Origin of the sequence: Streptomyces sp. VRA16 Mangrove soil (genome assembly GCF_017377775.1) — a bacterium.
Lineage (GTDB): Bacteria > Actinomycetota > Actinomycetes > Streptomycetales > Streptomycetaceae > Streptomyces.
In genome coordinates this window covers 63,374-82,881 of sequence record NZ_JAFVLN010000026.1, presented here as the reverse complement: position 1 = coordinate 82,881, position 19,508 = coordinate 63,374, and the positions used below count along the sequence as shown (strand labels likewise).

Here is a 19,508-nt window from a genome sequence, read left to right as displayed (position 1 = left end):
AACACGGGGGCGAGGGGCACAGGTCGAGGCGGCACAGGTCGAGGGGGCACGGGTCGAGGGGGGGCCACGGGGCCACGGGGGTCACGGGTCGGTGCTCTACGTGCGTTCGGGGCGGGCGCCCGCCCGGCGGGTGTGCACCACCGTCACCACGGCCGCGAGCACCAGCACCGCGGCGGCGGGCAGCGCCAGCGCGAGCGGGTCGGCGTGCAGGACGGGGCTGAACCACTCGGGGACGCTCGTGCCGTCCTCGCCCGCGGGGGCCGCGCCGACGGCGAGCAGCCGCAGATCGATGGCGGGCCCGGCGAGGGCGACCGCCGCCCAGCCGGTGACGGCGCCGCCGACGGCGGCGGTCACCGCGAGCGGCACCGCCTCAAGGAGCGCCAGCCACCGGCTCTGCCGCTCGCCGAGGCCCAGCGTGCGCAGCCTGCCGAGGAACGCGGCGCGGGCGTCGGCGTCGTGCAGCAGCGACAGCGCGAGGGCCAGCGCGGCGAGCGCGCCCGCGGCGCCGACCGCCGCCGCGTAGAGGCGGAACGTGCCCTCTTGCAGCGGCGGGGCCGCGTACCGGGTCCGGACGTCGGAGCGGAGCACGGCGCGCACCGGCGCGGTGGCCCCGGCGCGGGCGGCGCGTTCGAGGGCCTTCGCACTGGTGGGGGAGCCGGTGACGAGCAGGCTGCGGGTGCCCTTGGCGGGCAGGTGGGCCTGGTCGAGCAGCAGGAACGAGCCGTTGGGGACGGCCGGTGTGGTCGTACGGACGGCGGTGACGCGCACGGTGACGGTCCGGCCGAACATCTCCACGCGGTGCGCTCCCGGGCCCAGGCGACGGGCCAGTTCGGGGGAGGCGACCGCGCCCAGGGCACCGGAGCGGCCGCGGAGCGCGTCCGCGGCGAAACCGCCCAGGCCGGTGGAGCGCGCCAGGTCCGCGTACCGCGCGGCGGGCACGGCCACCGCGGTGACCCGGCGGCCCTGCACCTCCACGTCGGGGTCGGTGCCGACCGCGGTGACCGCGCGCACCCCGGGCAGCGCGGCGACGGCCGAGCGCGCCCCCGCGGCCAGGTACGTGGCGCTGCCCTGGACGTCGACACGCGCGTCGGCGCCGGTGGCGAGCAGCGCCGCACGGTCCCGGGCCGCCGAGGCGTCGGCGAGCACGGAACCGCCGAACGCGGCCGTGGTCAGGGCGATCACGAGCGCGCACAGCGGGAACGCGGTGGCGGCAGGGGCGCGGCCGGCGCGGGCCAGCGCGAGGAACGCGACGGGTCCGCGCAGCCGCGCCGCGGACCGGGCGGCGCGCCGCAGCAGCGGCGGGGTGAGCCGCAGCAGGAGCAGCGCCCCGAGCAGCGCGGTGAGCACGGGCGCGACGGCGACGGCGGCCGTCGAGTCCGCGCCGGTGGTGCGCAGCGCCACGAGCGAACCGGCCGTGAGCAGCACGGCGGTGGCCTCCGCGACCAGTCGGCGGCGCCCGGGGCGGACGGCGGCGAGATCCTCGCGCTCGTCGTGCACGCGCGGCACTCGGTGGCCGGTGAGGGTGAGCAGCGGCGGCGTCACACAGACGAGCACGGCGACGGCGGCCACGCCGAGCACGGCCGGGAGGTCGCGCCCGTCGGGCAGCACGAGCCGGGCGAGCAGCAGTCCGAGCGCCGCCGCGGGCAGCGCGGCCACGGCCGTCTCGGCGCCGGTGCGGGCCGCGAGCGGGCCGAGCCCGGCGCCGCGGGCGCGCAGCAGGGCGAGTTCGAAGGCGCGCCGACGGGTGAGCAGGGCCGCCGTGGCGACCAGTACGAGCGCGGCGACGGCGGCGGCCCCGGTGAGGCCCGCCGTGACCAGCGGGCGCAGGGTGTCGCGCATCCGGGTGTGGGCGGTGACGACGTCGCCGAGCCCGGTGGACACGGCCGCGTTGGGGCCCGCGACGGTGGTCATGCGCAGGGCGGCCGGGCCGTTCTGCAGCGAGGCGGCGGCGCGGACGAGACCGTCGGCGTCGGCGCCGGTGAGCCCGTGGGTTTCGGGTGTGAAGCGCCAGACGAGTTCCGGCTGGGTCTGGGTGCCGAGCAGTACGGGCGCGGACTCGGCGGGCAGCAGCAGCGCGGCGGACCAGTACAGCGCCGGGGGCTTGTCGCCGGTGGCGGCCAGTCCCGGGGTGCCCAGCTGCGGGTCGGACGACCAGTACGGGCCGCCGGGCTCCTTCGGGCGCAGGATGCCGGTGACGGTGAACTCGGGGCCCGGGGAGCCGCTCGCGTGCACCGTCGGCACCTTGCTGCCGACGCGCAGGTGCAGGGCGCGGGCGGTGGCCTCGGTGACCGCGGTCTCGGCACTGCGGGTGTTCTCGGTGGCGTCGTGCGGGGCGCGCGGCAGCCGGCCCTTCACCACGCGCGCGTGCTCGCCGAGACCACCCAGCGCGTGCACGCTGAAGTGCGGCGGGATCGCCTCGGGGCGGGGCAGCGAAGGATCGGCGGCGACGAGCTGATCGGTGGTGCGCACCTCCGCGACGGCGTCGCGCGCGTCGGTGGTCAGCGGCGCGGGGAACAGCGGGGCGGCCTTCCGCGTCACCCGGTCGAGCACCGCGGGAGCGACGGCGGCCGCGCGCTCGCGGGCCCCGAGCGCCAACGACGGCTGCGGCGCGGTCAGTTCGACGGTGGTCCGGGAGGCGCCCGCGGTGCTCAGGGCCGAGCGCAGGGCCCGGGTGCCGACCTCGTCGTCGGCGCGCGGCAGCGCCGCGGCGAGGAAGGCGACGACCCCGGTGAGCGCGGCGATCGCGATCGCGGCCCGGGGCGCGGCGCGCAGCCGGGTGCGCAGCCAGGGCGCGGGGACACGGTGCCCGCGGCGCGCGTGCGGCGCGTCGGCGCCGGCCTCCCTGGTCTGGTGGAGGGTCATGCGGGCTCCGTTCCGGTGCCGGGCCGGTGGGCGCCGGGGTGAGTTCGCGTTGTCGTCTGCCGGGTCGGCTGGTGGAGCGGGCGCGGGCCGGTGCGGCGCACGGTCATGCCGGCTCCGTTCCCGCGCCCGCCGGGACGCGGGCCGCGTGCCGGGCGAGGAAGACGGTGACCACGACGGGCACCGCGGCCACGGCGGCCAGCAGCAGGAGCACCTGGGGCAGCGGCAGGTCCGTGACGGCCGTCGGGACGGGACGGGCGCCGGTCGCGGTGCGGACCGTGTACGGGACCACGGCGTGCACCAGCAGGACACCGAGGACGGTGCCGGTGATCAGGCCGGTGACCAGGTGCGCCGCGTTCTCCGCGGCGACCAGCAGCACCGGCAGCCTGCGCGGCGCGCCGAGGGCGCTGAGCACGGCGAACTCCGGACGGCGGACCCGGGCCGTGCCCGCGTACGCCGCCGCGAGACCCAGCGCGGCGAGCACGACGGCCGCCGCGGCCGTGGCCCACAGCGCGCCGCGCACACCGCCGCTGAGCGGATCGGCGAGCAGCCGCGCGGCGGTCTCGTCGCGGACCGCCACCGTGCCGCCGGGCGTCGCGGCCCGCAGCGCGGCGGCGGCCTGCGCCGTGCGGCCGGGCTCCGGCGCCGCCCACCACTCGGTCGGGGCGAGCGGGGCGCGGCCCTGCGCGGTCAGCCAGGCGTCCGCCGCGGCCAGGTCGACGACGACCGCGCCGCCCGTACCGGTGGTCGGGAAGGAGCGGGCGGTGGCGGCGAGCCTGATCCGCAGGGTCTCGCCGGAGAACGTGACGTCGACGGTGTCCCCGGCCCGGGCGCCCGCGGCCTTCAGGTAGGCGTCGGTGGCGAGGGCGGGCAGGACGGCGGGGACCCGCGGCTGTGTGCCGGGCCGCAGCCGCACGGTGACGGTGGCGCCGCCGCCGTCGTCCGCGCCGGTCCGGTAGTCGACGCCGACCCCGGTGCCGGTGGCGCGCGGGTGCAGTGCGCGGGCCGGGTCGTCGAGGGTGCCGCGGGTGACGGTGGAGGCGGCGCTCCAGGCCAGTTCCGAGGGGAGGTCCAGGGCGCGGACGGCGGTGCCGGAACCCGCGGTGTGCAGCGCCTCGACGTGCAGGGCGGCGGCGCGGTCGCGCGGCGCGAGCGGCGTCTCGACGTCGATCCCGGTGAGCGTGAGCGGCCCGGCGGGGGCGTGCCGCGCGGCGTCCGCGGTGGTGTCGAGGGCGGCGCGCAGCCGGTGGGTGCGGCCGTCGGCGGGGAGTTCGCCCGCGGTGAGCCGGTAGCCGGTGCCGTGCCGGTCGGTGACGAGGACGGTCACGCGGGCGGTCCCCGCGGCGGTCGCCCCGTGCTTCGGCGTGTCCGTCCGTGCGTCGAGCAGGAGCGCCCGGGACCCGGACGGCAGGGTGACGCGGTCGCCGGACTCGGCGGGCCGGGCGGCGGCGGGCGCGGCGAGCGCGCCGTCGTCGGCGACGCCGGGCCGCAGCAGGACGGCGGAGCGCAGCGCGGTGGTGTCGGCGGCGAGCACGGTGGCCTGCTTGCCGCCGGCGAGATCGCTCTCGGCGCGGTGCACCGGCGCGACCGTCTTCAGGTCCCGTACGCCGTCGACGCGACCCGTCTGCCCGGGTCCGGCGGGCCGTTCGTCCGTGACCCGCAGCGGGGCGCCCACCGCGTGGTCGGCCTGGTCCTGCTGCGAGGTGCGCCAGGAGGCGTTCTGCCCGGCGGCGAGGAGTCCGGTGGCGACGGCGAGGACGAGGAGCAGGACCGGCGCGGTGGCGGTGGCCGGGCGCCGGGCGAACTGCTGTCCGGCGAGGGCGGCCGCGGCGCCCCGGCGCCGGGCGGCCAGGTGTTCGGCGGCGCGCGCGGCCCACGGGAGGAGGCGCAGCATCAGGACGGTGCCGGCGAGCAGGGTGAGCGCGGGGGCGCACGCGGCGATCGGCGTGAGCGTGTCGCCGGAGCGCAGCGGGAGCCAGGCCGCGGCGGCGAGGACGACGAGCGCGAGGTCCGCGCCGGCCCGCGCCGGGCCCGGCAGCGCCCGCGCCCGCCCGGCCACGTTCTCGCCCCGGGCCGGGGTGGCGGTGCCGAGCACGACGGCCGCCCCGGCGAGGGCGGTCGCGGCCGCCACGAGGAACACGGCGCCGGTGAGCGGGGCGTGCGCGGCGTCGTCGGCGAAGAGCCCGGCCAGCGGGCGCGCGGCGAGCACGGCGACGGCCGCGGCCGGCACCGCCAGACACAGCGCCTCGACGGCGGCGACGCCGGTGAGCCGGCGCGTGGAGGCCCCGCGGGCGCGCAGCAGGGTCGTCTCCGCGGCCCGCCGCTCGCGCAGCAGCCGGGCGACGAGCAGCAGCACGCCGGTGGCCAGGACGACCAGGTGCACGGCGGCGGTGAGCAGCGAGGTCGCGGCGACGGAACGGGCCTTCCCCGCCTGGTCGAGGACGCCGGGCAGCCCCGTCGACACCGTGGCGGAGCCGCCCAGTTCGGGCGCGGTGCGCAGTGCGGCGCGGGCCCGTACGGCATGGGCGCGCAGGGAGTCCGAGTCGGCGACGGTGACCCGGCGGGCGTCGGCGGTGACGCTCCACGCGCTGCTGTCGGTGGCCACCCGGCCCGAGGTGAACGCCCCGGCGGAGGTGAGCAGCGGCCCGTACGTGGTGAACGAGACGGTGGCCGCGCCCTTGCCGCCCAGCGGGTCGAGCCGCCAGTACGGATCGGAGGTGTCCCGCGCCTCGTAGACCCCGGTGATCCTGACGCGCAGCGGGCGGGAGTCGAGGCGTCCGGTGAGCTTCAGGGTGTCGCCCGCGCGCACCCCGAGCCGTTCGGCGGCGACCCGCGGCACGGCCACGGCGACCGTGCCGCCCGACCCGTCCCCGCTCGGCATCGCGCCGGAGACGAGCCGCACCCGGCCGGCGTCGAGCGTGGCCAGCAGGGTGAGGTCGGGGCGGTCGCGGTTCTTGCCGGGCAGCGCGTACGTGGCCGAGCGCTCGCTGCCGCGGACGGTGACGGGCAGCCCGTCGAACGCGGCGCGGGCCTGCCGGGCGACGACCGCGCGGGCCGCCGCGCGCTTGCCGTCGGGCACATCGGCGGTGATCTTCAGCGCGGTGTCGGAGCGATGGTCGGAGGCGGCGAGCGTACGGCGCAGCGCGGCGTCACCCGCGGCGGTCGAGAACGCGGCCAGGGCGGTGAGCACGGTGGCCGCGAGGGTCACCGCGAGCACGGCGGCGAGCACCGGCAACCGGTGCGCGAGTATGCGCCGTACCCCCCAGGTCAGCACGTGGACCGTCCCCCGTCCCGGTTTCCGCACCGCCGCCCGCCGTTCCCCGGACGGCAGTTCGAGTCGGAGCGCGAGGATCATAACCCCGGTTTTCTCAGGCGCTACGGCGTTGTACGCACCTGTTGTCGCCCGCGGCCCGTCCGCATAGGGTGACCGCCCGTCCGGTGGACGGTGGAGAACGGGCGGGAACGGGCGGGAACGGGGTGGGGCGATGACCGAGCACACGGTGGACGACGACGCGGACGTGATGGTGCGCGTGGAGGACGTGCACCGCGGTTACGGGCGCGGCCCGACCGCGGTGCAGGCGCTGCGCGGGGTGTCGCTCACCGCCCGGCGCGGCCGGCTGACCGCGGTGCGGGGGCGCTCGGGCGCGGGCAAGACGACGCTGCTGAACATCGTCGGCGGCCTGGACCGGCCCGACCGGGGCCGGGTCCTGCTGGACGGCGCCGACCTGTCCGAGCTGCCGGAGGCCCGGCTGCGCGAACTGCGCCGGGACCGGGTGGGCTTCGTCTTCCAGGGCTTCGGCCTGCTGCCGGTCCTGACGGCCGCCGAGAACGTCGGCGTCCCGCTGCGGCTGCGCGCGCTGCCGCGGGCCGAGCGCGACGAACGGGTCCGGGTGCTGCTCTCCCTCGTCGGCCTCGCCGACCACGCCCGGCAGCGGCCCGACGAACTGTCCGGCGGACAGCAGCAGCGGGTGGCCGTGGCGCGGGCGCTCGCCAACCGGCCCGCCCTGCTGATCGCCGACGAGCCGACCGGCCAGCTCGACGCGCACACCGGACTCGCCGTGATGGAGCTGCTGCGGGCCGTGGTGGACAGCGAGGGCGTCACGGCGCTCGTCGCCACGCACGACACGCGGTTGCTGGACCTGGCCGACGATGTCTGGGAACTGGACGACGGCCTGGCCCGCCCCGGCGCCCCGGCGCCCACCGTGGCGCAGACCTCGGCGTAGCGCGCGGGCCGTCCGGTTCGTCGCCGGGTGCGGCTGTCCGGTGGGTTGCCCGCGCCGTTCCCCGCGCCCCTGAAGCGAGCTCGCTCGCTCAGGGGAAGGCCGCACGCGGCGCATGCCTTCAGGGGCGCGGGGCCGTATCCGTCAGCGACTCCGCCGCGGGGCGCGACCCGCCGCCACCGGGCCCGCGGTCGCGAGACGAGCGCACCCGGCGGACGAAACGGCGGACTACCCCCGCTCCCACCCCGCCCAGGCCGACCGCACCATCTCCCGGACATCGCGCTTCGCCGCCCACCCCAGCTCGGCCCCGATCCGGTCCGCGGACGCGACCACGCGCGCCGGGTCCCCGGGACGCCGCCCGGTGACCAGCGGAGCGACGTCGTACCCCGTCTCCTCCGCGATGACATCGATCAGCTCGCGCACGGAAACCCCCACCCCGCGCCCGATGTTGAGCGTGAGATCGAGGCCGGGCCCCGCTCCGGCCAGCCGCTGCGCCGTCGCCACATGGGCCTCCGCCAGATCGGCGACGTGGATGTAGTCGCGTACGCACGTGCCGTCCGGCGTCGGATAGTCGGCGCCGAAGATCCGGGGCGCGTCCCCGGCCGTCAGCCGCTCGAAGACCATCGGGACGATGTTGAAGACGCCGGTGTCGGCGAGTTCGGGCGAGGCGGCGCCCGCCACGTTGAAGTACCGCAGCGATGCGGTGGCCAGACCCGCGGCCCGGCCGGTCGCGCGCACCAGCCACTCACCGGCGAGCTTGGTCTCCCCGTACGGCGACATGGGCGCGCACGGGGTGTCCTCGGTGACGAGCTCCACGTCGGGCATGCCGTACACCGCGGCCGATGAGGAGAACACGAACGAGTGGACGCCCGCCGCGGTCACCGCGTCCAGCAGTGTCCGCAGGCCCTCGACGTTCTCCCGGTAGTAGTGCAGCGGCTGCTCCACCGACTCCCCGACCTGCTTCTTCGCCGCGAGGTGGATGACACCGGTGACCGGCCGGGACCGGTCGGCGAGCGTCCGGCCGAGCAGCTCCCGGTCGAGCGTCGAGCCGACCACCAACTCCACGTCGGACGGCACCCGTTCGGCCACCCCCGTGGACAAGTCGTCGTAGACGAGCGCCTGTTCGCCCGCGGCGCGCAGCGCGTGCACCACGTGGGCGCCGATGTAGCCGGCCCCGCCGGTGATCAGCCAGGTCATGTCGGTGAGATCCCCTCATACGGAAAAGGTGGAACGGTACGAACGGTCCCGCGTCCCGGGAAGGCTGCCCCCTGGAGCGGTCAGTGAAGCAGCCGCGAGGCCCTGCGCCGCACCACCGACCACACCCCGCTCGGCCCCGCCGCCGTGCGCAGCGCGAGGGCGCCGGAGTGGGTGGCGTACGGCTGGGCGAGCAGCACCCCGTGGCGGCGGCTCGGGACGGCGACGCGGCGCAGCAGCCCCGGGCGGCGCACGGCGTGCGCGGTGGTGTCGCGGTGGGTGCCGTCGGCGAACCGCAGCCGCAGCCGGATGTCCCAGGTGCCGGGGCGGCCCAGCGCGGAGAGGTCGAGGGGGACCGTCGCGGTCCACTGCCCGTCGGGCTGCGCGGTGAGGGCGGCGGTGCGCCGCTGCACGGGGACGTCGCGCTGCCGGTCGACGAGTTCGACGTCGACCGCGCGCGGGCCCGCGTCGGCGACCCGGCCGTACAGCTCGTGCATCCGCAGGGTCAGCCGGGTGCCGCGCGGGCTGGGGCGCAACTCGCCGTCGACCGCGACCGGGAGCAGCCGTATCGGCCGGTGCAGCAGATGGTCGAGGGTGACCTGCGGCAGGTCGGCCGACCAGGCGGGCGTGCCGTCGGGCGCGTACGCGTAGGGGGGAAGGAGCCGGGCCGGGCGGGCGGCTAGCTCCTTGACGCGGGGCAGGTCGCGGGGTGCGCCGGTGGCCTGCACGAGACGGCCGACGACCCGGCCGGGCGCGGGCGCAAGATCGAAGTCGACGGTGTCGAAGGTGTCCAGGTAGGCGCGGGTCCTGGTCCACCACTCGGCGCGGTACTCGGGCTCGCGCCGGTCGAGTTCACGCGCGTACATGCGCAGCGAGTGATCGAGGAAGTGGGCGCGCGCCGCCTGGACGAGCCGCTTCTGCTCCGCGCCCCGCAGGATGTCGACGGCCGTGCGGTGGGCGTCGATCCTGGCCTGCCAGTTGTCGATGCCGGACCGGTCGAGGGAGAGCGAGAGGCGGTCGGCGGAGCGGCGGACGTGCCAGATGTAGACGGGGTCGGGGACCAGCGCCAGGCGCGGGCCCGCGGCCAGCACCCGCGCCGTGAACACGAAGTCCTCGTAGACGAACCGCCCGTCGGGGAAGCGGATGTCGTGCGCGCGCAGAAAGTCCGTCCGGTACAGCTTGTTGACGCAGAGCGTGTCGCGGACCAGGTGCCGGCGGCGCGCGGGGTGGGGGACGACGGCGGCCTGCGCGTACAGCTCCGGCTGCCACGGCACCTCGCGCCCGGACGGGAGTTCGCGCCGCACGCACAGCCCGGCGGCGACCTCGGCGTCGTGCCGGAGCGCCGCGCCGAGCAGGGCGTCCACCGCGCCCGGCGGCAGCACGTCGTCGCTGTCCAGGAACATCAGGTACGGGGACGCGGCGCGCGCGATCCCGTCGTTGCGGGGGGTGCCGCAGCCACCGCTGTTGACCTCGCGGTGCACCACCGTCAGGCGGGGTTCGAGCGCGGCGAGTCGGTCCAGCAGGGCGCCGCTGTCGTCCGTCGAGCAGTCGTCGACCGCGATGACCTCGGCCACCGCGGGCCCCTGGGCCAGTGCCGAATGCACCGCTTCGGTGACATGGGCGGCGTCGTCGTAGCCGATGACGACGACGGTGACGGAGGCAGGCGTGACGGATGGGTCTGGCGAGGTCTCCACAGGTGAATCTTAGGGGTTTCTGTTAAATGTCCGGTAAGCCGGAAGTTTTACTTTTTCGTGGCTTTCCACAGGGAACGGAACGACACCAGAACCCCTCCGAGGAGAAGGGCGTTGCGTGCGCCCATCACCGCGCAGCCGGTCCAGGTGCCGGCCATCACCTCCGCGTAGAGCACCGGGTACGCGAGCGCGCTGAGCGCCGCCGCCGCGAGCACCAGCCAGGCCACCGGACGCTGCGTCGTGTACCGGGAGGTGAGGCAGACGGCGGCGAGGCCGAGCAGCCAGACCAGGTACTGCGGGCTGATCACGCGGCTGGTGACGGTGAACATCAGCACGGCGCACAGCGCGGCGTCGTACGGCGTCGCCTCCGACCACACACGGGCCCGCGCCCGCCACCACAGCAGCACCCCGAAGGCCGCGACGGTCAGGCCGAGCGAGACCGCCGCGACCAGCTCGACGTGCGGCCCGACGAACTCGAACGCCCCGTAGCGGTACCGGACCTGGCCCGGCCAGCCGAAGTGCCGCGCGATCATCAGGCCGGTGCCGCCGAGCGATTCGATCTGCACCCCGCGCGCGCCCTGCTCGCGCAGGAACGCGAACGGCGCGTCGAAGGCGACGGCGAGGAGCGCGAGCAGTGCGGCCGCGGAGGCGAGCGCCGCGCCCCACGCCTCGCGCGTCGCCCGTCCCCGGGGCGCGCCGATGAGGGCCAGCGCGGGCCACACCTTCACCAGGGCGCCGAGCGCCGCGAACACGCCCGCCGTGCGCGGCGAGTTGGCGAAGGCGAGCAGGGCGAGGACGGCGAACGCGGTGACCTGGACGTCGTAGCGGGCGAGCGGCAGGTGCAGGAGCAGCGGCAGCCCCGCCACCCACAGCCAGGCGCCGCGCGCCTCGCGGCCGCCGCGCGCGAGGACGTACGTGACGAGCGCGTCCGTGGCGAGGGTCAGCGTCACGAACGCCTGGAAGTACGTGAGGCCCGGGATCAGTCCGGGCGCGAGCAGCACGGGTCCCGCGCCCGGCGGGTACTGCCACAGCGGGTCGCCGGAGGGGAACGTGCCGTGCGAGAGGACCCCGTACCAGCGGGCGTAGAGCCCGTGCGCCTCGCGGGCCACCCCGCCGGCGCCGAGCCCGTCCCACATCAGGAGCAGGACCATGCCGGCGCGGGTGAGCAGCCAGGTGGCCGGGAGGGCGGCGCGGGCCAGCGGGCCCGGCCTGACCCAGGTGGCGACGATGGGGGACGTGGGTCTCGGCTTGATGTCCAGTGTCACGCTTCGGGAGGGTATGTCCCGTAAATGCGCTCGCTAAATGTCCGCGCCGTCCAGGGCCTCGGTCAATCGGTTGAGCCGTGTGCGCAGGTCCTCGATCTCGGCCAGCTCGAACCCGGTCGCCTCGGCGATCTTCTTCGGGACCGCGCGGGCGCGCTGCTTGAGGGCGGCCCCCTCGTCGGTGAGCGTGACGACCACCGAGCGCTCGTCGCGCGTGCTGCGCTCCCGGCGCACCAGGCCGTTCGCCTCCAGCCGCTTGAGCAGTGGCGACAGCGTCCCCGAGTCGAGCCGGAGGCGCTCACCGAGGCGCTTGACGGGCAGCCCCTCGGGCTCCTCCCACAGCGCGAGCATCACCAGGTACTGGGGATAGGTGAGGCCCAGGTCCTTGAGGAGCGTGCGGTAGACGCCGCCGAACGCGCGGGACGCGGCGTTCAGGGAGAAGCAGATCTGCCGGTCGAGGCGGAGGTAGTCGTCACTGGCCATGCCTCCAGGGTAGTCCGTCGCGTCATTTAGTTGTGCACAATTGAATTGCGTGCTCTACTTGAGGGGTCGACGGGACCACCGGAGTCACCGGGCCACCGGACTCCGCGGGCCCGCCGGACCCGTACCGAACCAACCGAGAGGCAGGACTCGCCATGGACGCCCTCTACACCGCCGTCGCCACCGCCACCCACGGCCGTGACGGCCGCGCCGTCTCCTCCGACGGCGTCATCGACCTCCAGCTGGGCATCCCCACGTCGATGGGCGGCAACGGCCAGGGCTCGAACCCGGAGCAGCTCTTCGCCGCCGGTTACGCCGCCTGTTTCGGCAGTGCGCTCGGCCTCGTCGGCCGCGCCGCGAAGGTGGACGTCGCCGACGCGGCGGTCACCGCCGAGGTCTCCATCGGCAAGCAGGGCGAGGGCTTCGGCCTCGCCGTCGTGCTCCGCGTCGAGCTGCCCGACACGGTCGACGCCGAGACGGGCCGCAAGCTGGTCGAGCAGGCGCACCAGGTCTGCCCGTACTCGAACGCGACGCGCGGCAACATCGACGTGGAGCTCGTCATCGAGTGACACCCGGCCGCCCCGGGTTTCTGAACGGGTGACTTTGCGCGGCACGGGCCACTGCCGCGCCGGGATCGGTCATCCAGTCGTACAAGCTCGTCGCATGCTGCAGACTCCCCCCTCCGTGGCCGACCGCGTCCGTACGACGGCGACCGCCGCAGGACCGGCCCGCGCCACGGCCCGCACCGCGGGCGCGGGGCCGGCCCGCGTCCTCGCGGTCGTGGTGCCCGGCGCCGTGATGCTCGGCCTCGGGCTGTGGGGCGTGGACCGGGGGAGCATGTGGCGCGACGAGACCGCCACGTTCTTCGTCGCCCAGCGCTCCCTGCCCGACCTGCTGCGCACCCTCGGCACGGTGGACGTCGTGCACGGCCTGTACTACCTGCTGATGCACTTCCTGCTCGCGCTGCACCCGGGCGAGGTGATGCTCCGGCTGCCGTCGGTGCTCGGCGCCGTCGCGGCCGCCTGCCTGGTCGCCGAGATCGGCACCCGCCTGGTGCGGCCGCGGGTCGGCCTGTGGGCCGGACTGCTCTTCGCGGTCGCGCCGTTCACCGCGCACTACGCCCAGGAGGGCCGCTCGTACGCGCTCGTCGCCGCGGGCGCGCTCGCCGCGACCCTGCTGCTCCTGCGTGCCGCCGCCCGGCCGGGACGCGCGGTCTGGTGCGCGTACGGCGCCGCGGTCACGGTCACGGCGTGGCTGCACGAGTTCGCGGTGCTGCTGCTCGTCGCGCACGCCGTCACGCTGGCCGCCGCCCGCGCGCGCCGGGCCGTGTGGCGCGGCTGGGCGCTCGCCTCCTTCGCCGCCGTGCTGCTCCTGCTGCCGCTCGCCGCGGTGGCCACCACCCAGAGCGGCCAGGTCGACTGGATCTGGCGGCCCGGCTGGCTCGACGTCCAGGACCTGCTGGAGCGCGCCGCCGGACAGCCCGCCCTGGTGTACGCGGGCACGTTCGCGCTCGTCGCGTTCGCCGTCTCCCGGCCGCCCGCGCCCCGCCCCGGGCAGCCGTCCGGGCTCGTCGCCGTGGCGCTCCCGCTGGCCGTGCTGCCGCCCGCGCTGCTCCTGCTCGCCTCCCAGATCCACCCGGTGTACTCGCAGCGCTACGTCTTCTTCGCGTTCGCCGGGCTACCGCTGCTCGTGGCGGCGGGCACCGAGGTCCTCGCGTCGGCGGCCGGACGCCTGCTGCGCCCCGGACTCCCGTCCCACCCGCTCACGGCCGTCTGCGGCGCCGCGCTCGCCGCCCTCTTCCTCGTGCTCCAGCTCCCGGCCCAGGAATGGGAACGGCTGCCCGCGGGCCGCCGCGACGACTACGGGGCGGTGGCCCGCGCCGTCGCCCACCACGTGCGCCCCGGCGACCCCGTGCTCTACCTCCCGCTGCCGGTGCGCCGCCTCGCCCTGGCCTACCCGGCGTCCGTCACCGGCACCCGCGACGTCTCCCTCGCCGTCCCCGCGGCCGCCTCCGCCACCCTCTACGGCGTCGACGTCCGCCCCGAGGTCCTCGCCGACCGCATGGAGTGCCTGGACCATGTGTGGGCGGTGATCGACGGCGAGTTCATGCGCGGCCGCACCGACTGGCCCCGCCGCAGCCCCGTCGAGCGCGCCAAACTCACCCTCCTGAGCCGGGACTTCGTGCTGCGCCGCGAGGTGAAGCGCAAGAGCGCGGTGCTGCGCCTGTACGAACGGGTGGACGGGCCCGCGCCGCAGTGTTCGGTGGACTGAGGCGCGCCCGGCCCGCAACGCCCGCCGCGCCGCTTCGGCCAATGGGGTGATTGCGTAAAGAGCCGGAAAACTCCCGTCCGCGTAAGGGAGTTGGACCCCCGCCAAGTTGTCACCTCCGGACGGAGTGATGTTCATGAGCGGGGCTCCCGCACCGATCCCGCCCGCACGCCCGGTCATCGGGGAGAACGAGATTCAGGCCGCCGTACGCGTACTGCGCAGCGGCCGGGTCGTGCAGGGCCCTGAAGTCGCCGCGTTCGAGGAGGAGTTCGCCGCCCTCGTCGAAGGACGCTCGTGCGTCGCCGTCAACTCCGGCACCTCCGCACTGCACTTGACACTGCTCGCGCTGGGCATCGGCGGCGGCGATGAGGTGATCGTCCCCTCGTTCTCCTTCGCCGCCACCGCGAACGCCGTCCGCCTGGTCGGGGCCGAGCCGGTCTTCGCCGACATCGACCCGCGCACGTACTGCCTGGACCCGCGCGCGGTGGCCGCGCTGATCGGCCCGCGCACGGCGGCGATCATGCCGGTCCACCTGTACGGCCACCCCGCCGCCATGGACGAGCTGACCCCGCTCGCCGAACGGCACGGCCTCGCCGTCGTCGAGGACGCCTGCCAGGCGCACGGCGCGGCCCTGCACGCCCGCCCGGCCGGCGCGCACGGCGCCGCGGGCTGCTTCAGCTTCTACCCGACGAAGAACATGCACGCCCTCGAAGGCGGCATGGTCACCACCGCCGACCCCGAACTCGCCCGCACCCTGCGCCTGTTGCGCAACCAGGGCATGGAGGAGCGGTACGCCAACGAGATCGTCGGCGCCAACCTGCGGATGACCGACGTGAACGCCGCCGTCGGCCGGGTCCAGCTCGCGAGCCTCGCCACCTGGACCGAGCGCCGCCGCGCCCACGCCAAGCGCCTCGACGCCCTCATCACCGCCGGGGCGGTCACGACGCCGTACGTCGCGGACGGCGCCCGGCACGTCTACCACCAGTACGTCATCCGTGTGCCCGAACGGGACACCGTGCAGAGGGAGTTGGCGGCACTCGGCATCGGCAGCGCCGTCTACTACCCCACCCCCATCCACCGCCTCGCGCCCTACTCCACCGGCGACCGGCTGCCCGAGACCGAACGGGCCGCCGCCGAGGTCCTCGCGCTGCCTGTCCACCCGACGCTCACCGACACCGAGGTCGAACGGGTCGCGGAAGCGGTCGAATCCGTCGTGGGGAGCCTGTGATGAGCGACTCCCCGAACCGGCTGCGGGCCGGACTGATCGGCCTCGGCGCCATGGGCCGCAACCACGCCCGGGTCCTCAGCCTGCTCGACGGCGTCGACTTCGTCGCCGCGACGGACCCGGCGGGCGGCACCCTCCCGAGCGGCACCCCGGTGCTCCGCTCGCTCGACGAACTGCTCGCCCTGCACCTCGACTACGCCGTCGTGGCCTGCCCCACGGCGTTCCACGAAGAGGTCGGCATGGCGCTGGCCGCGCACGGCGTCTGCGCCCTCGTCGAGAAGCCCCTCGCGCACTCCGTGGTCGCGGCCCGCCGCCTGGTCGACGCCTTCGCGTCGCAGGGCCTGGTGGCCGGCGTCGGCCACATCGAGCGCTTCAACCCCGCGCTGCAGAGCCTGCGTTCACGCCTGGAGGCCGGGGAGCTCGGCGAGGTGTACCAGGTGGTGACCCGCCGCCAGGGCCCCTTCCCGCACCGCATCGCCGATGTCGGCGTCGTCAAGGACCTCGCCACGCACGACATCGACCTCACCGGCTGGGTCACGGGACAGGAGTACGCCTCGCTCTCGGCCCGCACCCTGTCCAAGTCGGGCCGTGAGCACGAGGACATGGTCACGGTGACCGGCGACCTGACCGACGGCACCCTGGTCAGCCACCTCGTCAACTGGCTCAGCCCGCTGAAGGAGCGCTTCACGGCGGTGACGGGGGAGCGCGGCTGCTTCGTCGCCGACACCCTCACCGCCGACCTCACCCACTACGCCAACGGCGCCGTCGCCACCGAGTGGGAGGCGCTGGCCGCCTTCCGCGGGGTCAGCGAGGGCGACATGATCCGCTTCGCGACCCCCAAGCGCGAACCGCTGCTCGTGGAGCACGAGCGGTTCCGCGACGCCGTCGGGGGCAAGGAGGCCACCGGCATCGTCACCCTCCGCGAGGGCCTGCGGACCGTGGAGGTCGCGGCGGCCGTCCTGGAGTCGGCGCGGGAACGGGTGTCGGTACGGCTGCCGGGAGCGCGCAGGGCACCGGTCCGGGCGTGACCCCGCCGGCCCCGCCCCTTCGCGCTCAGTCCGCGCTGCGGGCGGGGTCGAGCCCTAGCAGCCGGTCGTAGGACTCCCGCACCACGGGCCAGTCCCAACGGCCCAGCGTGTAGGCGGCAGCCGCCGCGCCCGCGGCGCGCCAGCCCTCCTCGGTGGCCGTCGCACCGAGGATGCGGTCCGCCGCCGCGCGCGGAGAGCCGACCACCCAGTCCGCGGGGAAGAGCGTGCGGGCGCCCTGCGGGCGGCCCGCGAAGAACGGCCAGTCGCGCACGACGGGCAGGGCGCCGCTCGCCGCGCCCTCCAGCACGGCGCAGTGGAAGCTCTCGCAGACCGAGGAGCTCAGCAGGGTGCCGACCTCGGTCAGGACCTCGGCCACGTCGTCCCGATGGCCCGTTAGGTGCACGGCATCGCGCAGCGCCGGGTCGCGGAGCTCGCGCTCCAGCGCGTCGTGATGCCGGCGGGTGGCGGCGCTCACGTCGGGATCGCCCTGCTTGCCGACGAGGAGCAGCCGGTAGCGCGGGTCCTCGGCGCGCAGCAGCCGCAGCACCTCGATCGCCCAGCCCGGGTCCTTGACCGGACCGCCGATGCCGACCAGGGCGAGGGTGAAGCGGGCCGCATCCTTCTTGGGCCGGTCGAAACCGCGCAGGGCGACGGCGTTCGGCAGGACGTGCCGGCGCGGCCCGCCGGGCCCGGTGAGCCGGGGCAGCACCGACTCGGTCAGCTCGCGCAGGTGCCCGGAGACGAAGACCAGGTCGTCGACGCGGGAGAAGTCCACCAGGTGCGGCCACTGGGTGAACGTCTCGAACCGGTGCAGGCGCACCACGACGCGCGTGGTCCCCGGATCGAGGAGGGTGACCAGCGCGGCCGCCGCCGTGCACCACTCCACCCAGACCGTGTCGGCCCAGTCGAGCAGCGGGCGCAGGCCGGCCTCCAGCTCCCGCGGAGGCGGCGAACTCCCGCGCAGGACATGCTCGATGAGGCGCTCGGGGCGCGCCATGGGCGTGCGCAGCAGCGGCGCCGCCAGGTCGACGAAGCGCACCTCCGTGTCGGGCCTGGCCTCGAAGTGGGACCGGATCCGCGGCAGGAAGTTGGCGTTGCCGCGGGTCAGCAGCAGCAGCCGGTGGGGACGGTCCGCGGGCGGCGCGGCGGCAGGCGCGGACCGGCCGCGCGGCGCCGCGACCGCGCGCAGCACCGCGCTGCCCCGCAACGGCTCCGTGAACCCGTGCGGATCCTGCGCGAGCGGCGAGCTGTACCGGTCGAAGTGGAGCACCCGGTGGCCGCCCAGTTCCAGGGCCCGCGCGGCGTGCCGGGCCGCCTCGGTGTGCTCCCCGCGGCCGTGGGCGGCGTCGGCACGGCCGAGCAGATCGGTGAGCACCCGGCCGAGCGCGGCGGGCTCCCGGCCCGCGGCGAGTTCGCTCCGGACGGTGTCCTCCGGGGTGGGTGCGGGCGACGGAGCGGGGGCCGGGCGCGGTCCGAGGATCCGGTGGAGCAGAGACTTCATGCACTGCCGAACGAGCGACCCCGGGCGGGCGGCGCGGGGCCATCCGGGTGACGCGGCGTTGCCGTGGAACCGGGCGGTTCGTTGCCCCGAACGGGGGGCACGTGCAGGGGCTCCCGAGCCGGACGGACGCCGTGGCACGCCACATGCCCGGACCCTGGCACCCGACGAGCCCAAGACGAACTCACCAGGCAGACCAGGCAAAGGGACCCAGCGTGCGATCACACTCCGCCCCCGATCAGACGGCACCGACCGAGGGCAGGGGCCGCCGGGTCGTCATGCTCGTCGACAACGGCGTCCACGGCGACTCCCGCGTCCAGAAGACCGCCCGCTCGATGGCGGACGCCGGCTGGCAGGTGACCCTCCTCGGGATCTCCGCCGACCGCAAGCACCGCAACTGGAAGCTGGGCGAGGCGGACGTCCGGCTCCTGCCCACGAACAAGCTGCTGCACGGCCGCCCGCACGAGTTCCGCCGTCCGGCCCTGCGCCACCCGCTGGCGTACCGGCCGGGCGGCATCGACGCCCACCGGGTGGCCCGGGCCAAGGCGTGGAGTGCCGACCTCCAGGCGCGGTGCGCGGCGGAGGGCCGCGCCCTGCGGGTACGACGCCTCGCCGCCCGCCTGATGATGAGCTGGACCCTGCTGCGCCAGCGCCAGCTGATCCGGGCCCGCGCGGCGCGCCGCCGACTCGACGGCCCCGCGGACCGGCTGTGGGCCCGGGGCGTGCGCACCCTGATGGGCGTCCGGGCCTGGCGCAGGCTCGAACCGTACCTGTGGGACTACGAGTTCACGTTCGGCCCCACCATCGACAAGCTGCGGCCCGACCTCATCCACGCCAACGACTTCCGGATGATCGGGGTCGGCGCCCGTGCCGTGGCCCGCGCCCGCGCCAAGGGGCACACGGTGAAGCTCGTCTGGGACGCGCACGAGTACCTCCCCGGCATCAAGCCCCGCTCGGACAACGCCCGTTGGATGGCCGCGCACGTGGCGCACGAGCGCGAGTACGCGCCGTACGCGGACGCCGTCGTGACGGTCTCCGGCACACTCGCCGAACTGCTCCGGCACGACCACCGGCTGGCCGAACCGCCCGCCGTGGTGCTCAACGCCCCCGGTGGCGGGCCCGCGGCGGAGGACGCCGGTGAACCCGCGCCCGACCTGCGCGCCCTGTGCGGGATCGGGGCCGGGACCCCGCTCGTCGTGTACAGCGGCGCGGCGGCCGAGCAGCGGGGCCTGCGCACGATCGTCGAGGCGCTGCCGCAACTGCCCGACGTGCACGCCGCGTTCGTCGTCCTCGCGCCCAGGAGCGCCTACATCAAGGGGCTGCTCGTCCGGGCCGCCGAACTCGGCGTCGCCGACCGGCTGCACGTGCTCCCGTACGTCCCGCACTGGCAGGTCGTCGACTTCCTCTCCGGCGCCGACGTAGGCCTCATCCCGATCCACCACTGGCCCAACCACGAACTCGCACTCATCACCAAGTTCATGGAGTACGCGCACGCCCGGCTGCCCATCGTCGTCAGCGACGTGCGGACGATGGCGGCCGCGGTGCGCGAGAACGGGCAGGGCGAGGTGTTCCGCGCCGAGGACACCGGCGACTTCGTGCGCGCCGTGCGCGCGGTGCTCGCCGACCCCGGCCGCTACCGCGCCGCCTACGACACCCCCGGCCTCCTCGACTCCTGGACCTGGGAGGCGCAGGCCGAGGTGCTCGACGGTGTCTACCGCCGACTCCTGCCGGACGCGGTCCCCGCCGCGTCGACGATCACCGCTGTCTCTGGAGGCAAGTAGCC

13 protein-coding genes are annotated in these 19,508 nt (G+C 76.1%); 6 read left to right on the top strand and 7 right to left on the bottom strand.

From position 1 onward, the window contains the following. Positions 1-96: 96 nt before the first annotated feature. Positions 97-2,862 carry an FtsX-like permease family protein gene (locus J3486_RS41030; RefSeq protein ID WP_207829205.1) on the bottom strand — a complete coding sequence of 922 codons (2,766 nt, stop codon included), beginning with the start codon at positions 2,860-2,862 and terminating at the stop codon, positions 97-99. A 103-nt stretch (positions 2,863-2,965) separates the two neighbouring features. Beyond that, positions 2,966-6,214, bottom strand: coding sequence for an FtsX-like permease family protein (locus J3486_RS41025; protein WP_207829204.1), 3,249 nt, complete (start codon positions 6,212-6,214; stop codon positions 2,966-2,968). 130 nt (positions 6,215-6,344) lie between these two features. On the opposite strand from J3486_RS41025, the gene J3486_RS41020 reads away from it, so the two are divergent. Further along, entirely contained in the window at positions 6,345-7,082 is a 738-nt protein-coding gene (locus J3486_RS41020; RefSeq protein ID WP_207829203.1) for an ABC transporter ATP-binding protein, read from the top strand. Positions 7,083-7,307: 225 nt separating this feature from the next. Here J3486_RS41020 and galE read toward each other — a convergent pair whose 3' ends face one another. The 4 genes from galE to J3486_RS41000 all read right to left on the bottom strand — a co-directional run bounded on the left by galE (position 7,308) and on the right by J3486_RS41000 (position 11,709). Then, on the bottom strand, positions 7,308-8,276 hold the full coding sequence (gene galE / locus J3486_RS41015) for a UDP-glucose 4-epimerase GalE (protein WP_207829201.1): 969 nt from the start codon (positions 8,274-8,276) through the stop codon (positions 7,308-7,310). 80 nt (positions 8,277-8,356) lie between these two features. Beyond that, complete coding sequence (locus J3486_RS41010; protein ID WP_207829199.1) at positions 8,357-9,967, bottom strand: glycosyltransferase family 2 protein; 1,611 nt, start codon at positions 9,965-9,967, stop codon at positions 8,357-8,359. A gap of 47 nt (positions 9,968-10,014) precedes the next feature. After that, the gene (locus J3486_RS41005) at positions 10,015-11,229 is read right to left on the bottom strand and encodes a glycosyltransferase 87 family protein (RefSeq protein WP_374194830.1); all 1,215 of its coding nucleotides are present in this window, start codon (positions 11,227-11,229) and stop codon (positions 10,015-10,017) included. 33 nt (positions 11,230-11,262) lie between these two features. After that, positions 11,263-11,709, bottom strand: coding sequence for a MarR family winged helix-turn-helix transcriptional regulator (locus J3486_RS41000; protein ID WP_207829197.1), 447 nt, complete (start codon positions 11,707-11,709; stop codon positions 11,263-11,265). Between the two features lie 152 nt (positions 11,710-11,861). Between J3486_RS41000 and J3486_RS40995 the strand changes: the two genes are divergently transcribed. From J3486_RS40995 to J3486_RS40980, 4 genes are all read left to right on the top strand, one after another. After that, positions 11,862-12,275, top strand: coding sequence for an organic hydroperoxide resistance protein (locus J3486_RS40995; protein WP_207829196.1), 414 nt, complete (start codon positions 11,862-11,864; stop codon positions 12,273-12,275). Between the two features lie 94 nt (positions 12,276-12,369). After that, positions 12,370-13,977, top strand: a complete 1,608-nt coding sequence (locus J3486_RS40990; RefSeq protein WP_207829195.1) for a glycosyltransferase family 39 protein — start codon at positions 12,370-12,372, stop codon at positions 13,975-13,977. A 133-nt stretch (positions 13,978-14,110) separates the two neighbouring features. Then, positions 14,111-15,202 (top strand): DegT/DnrJ/EryC1/StrS aminotransferase family protein, encoded by a 1,092-nt coding sequence (locus tag J3486_RS40985; RefSeq protein WP_207829194.1) that lies wholly within the window; start codon positions 14,111-14,113, stop codon positions 15,200-15,202. Then, positions 15,202-16,227: a Gfo/Idh/MocA family protein gene (locus J3486_RS40980; protein ID WP_207829193.1), complete on the top strand. Its 1,026-nt coding sequence runs from the start codon at positions 15,202-15,204 to the stop codon at positions 16,225-16,227. Before J3486_RS40985 ends, J3486_RS40980 begins: the two co-directional genes overlap by 1 nt. 25 nt (positions 16,228-16,252) lie before the next feature. Here J3486_RS40980 and J3486_RS40975 read toward each other — a convergent pair whose 3' ends face one another. Next, on the bottom strand, positions 16,253-17,728 hold the full coding sequence (locus J3486_RS40975) for a glycosyltransferase (RefSeq protein WP_207829192.1): 1,476 nt from the start codon (positions 17,726-17,728) through the stop codon (positions 16,253-16,255). 212 nt (positions 17,729-17,940) lie between these two features. On the opposite strand from J3486_RS40975, the gene J3486_RS40970 reads away from it, so the two are divergent. Continuing rightward, positions 17,941-19,506, top strand: a complete 1,566-nt coding sequence (locus J3486_RS40970; protein WP_307805158.1) for a glycosyltransferase family 4 protein — start codon at positions 17,941-17,943, stop codon at positions 19,504-19,506. Positions 19,507-19,508 lie beyond the last annotated feature (2 nt).

Coding starts and splice junctions, on each gene's coding strand:
- J3486_RS41000 (WP_207829197.1), bottom strand. CDS start 11,709: ATGGCCAGTGACGACTACCTCCGCCTCGACCGGCAGATCTGCTTCTCC.
- J3486_RS40995 (WP_207829196.1), top strand. CDS start 11,862: ATGGACGCCCTCTACACCGCCGTCGCCACCGCCACCCACGGCCGTGAC.
- J3486_RS40975 (WP_207829192.1), bottom strand. CDS start 17,728: ATGAAGTCTCTGCTCCACCGGATCCTCGGACCGCGCCCGGCCCCCGCT.
- galE (WP_207829201.1), bottom strand. CDS start 8,276: ATGACCTGGCTGATCACCGGCGGGGCCGGCTACATCGGCGCCCACGTG.
- J3486_RS41025 (WP_207829204.1), bottom strand. CDS start 6,214: ATGATCCTCGCGCTCCGACTCGAACTGCCGTCCGGGGAACGGCGGGCG.
- J3486_RS41020 (WP_207829203.1), top strand. CDS start 6,345: ATGACCGAGCACACGGTGGACGACGACGCGGACGTGATGGTGCGCGTG.
- J3486_RS40985 (WP_207829194.1), top strand. CDS start 14,111: ATGAGCGGGGCTCCCGCACCGATCCCGCCCGCACGCCCGGTCATCGGG.
- J3486_RS40980 (WP_207829193.1), top strand. CDS start 15,202: ATGAGCGACTCCCCGAACCGGCTGCGGGCCGGACTGATCGGCCTCGGC.
- J3486_RS40990 (WP_207829195.1), top strand. CDS start 12,370: ATGCTGCAGACTCCCCCCTCCGTGGCCGACCGCGTCCGTACGACGGCG.
- J3486_RS41030 (WP_207829205.1), bottom strand. CDS start 2,862: ATGACCCTCCACCAGACCAGGGAGGCCGGCGCCGACGCGCCGCACGCG.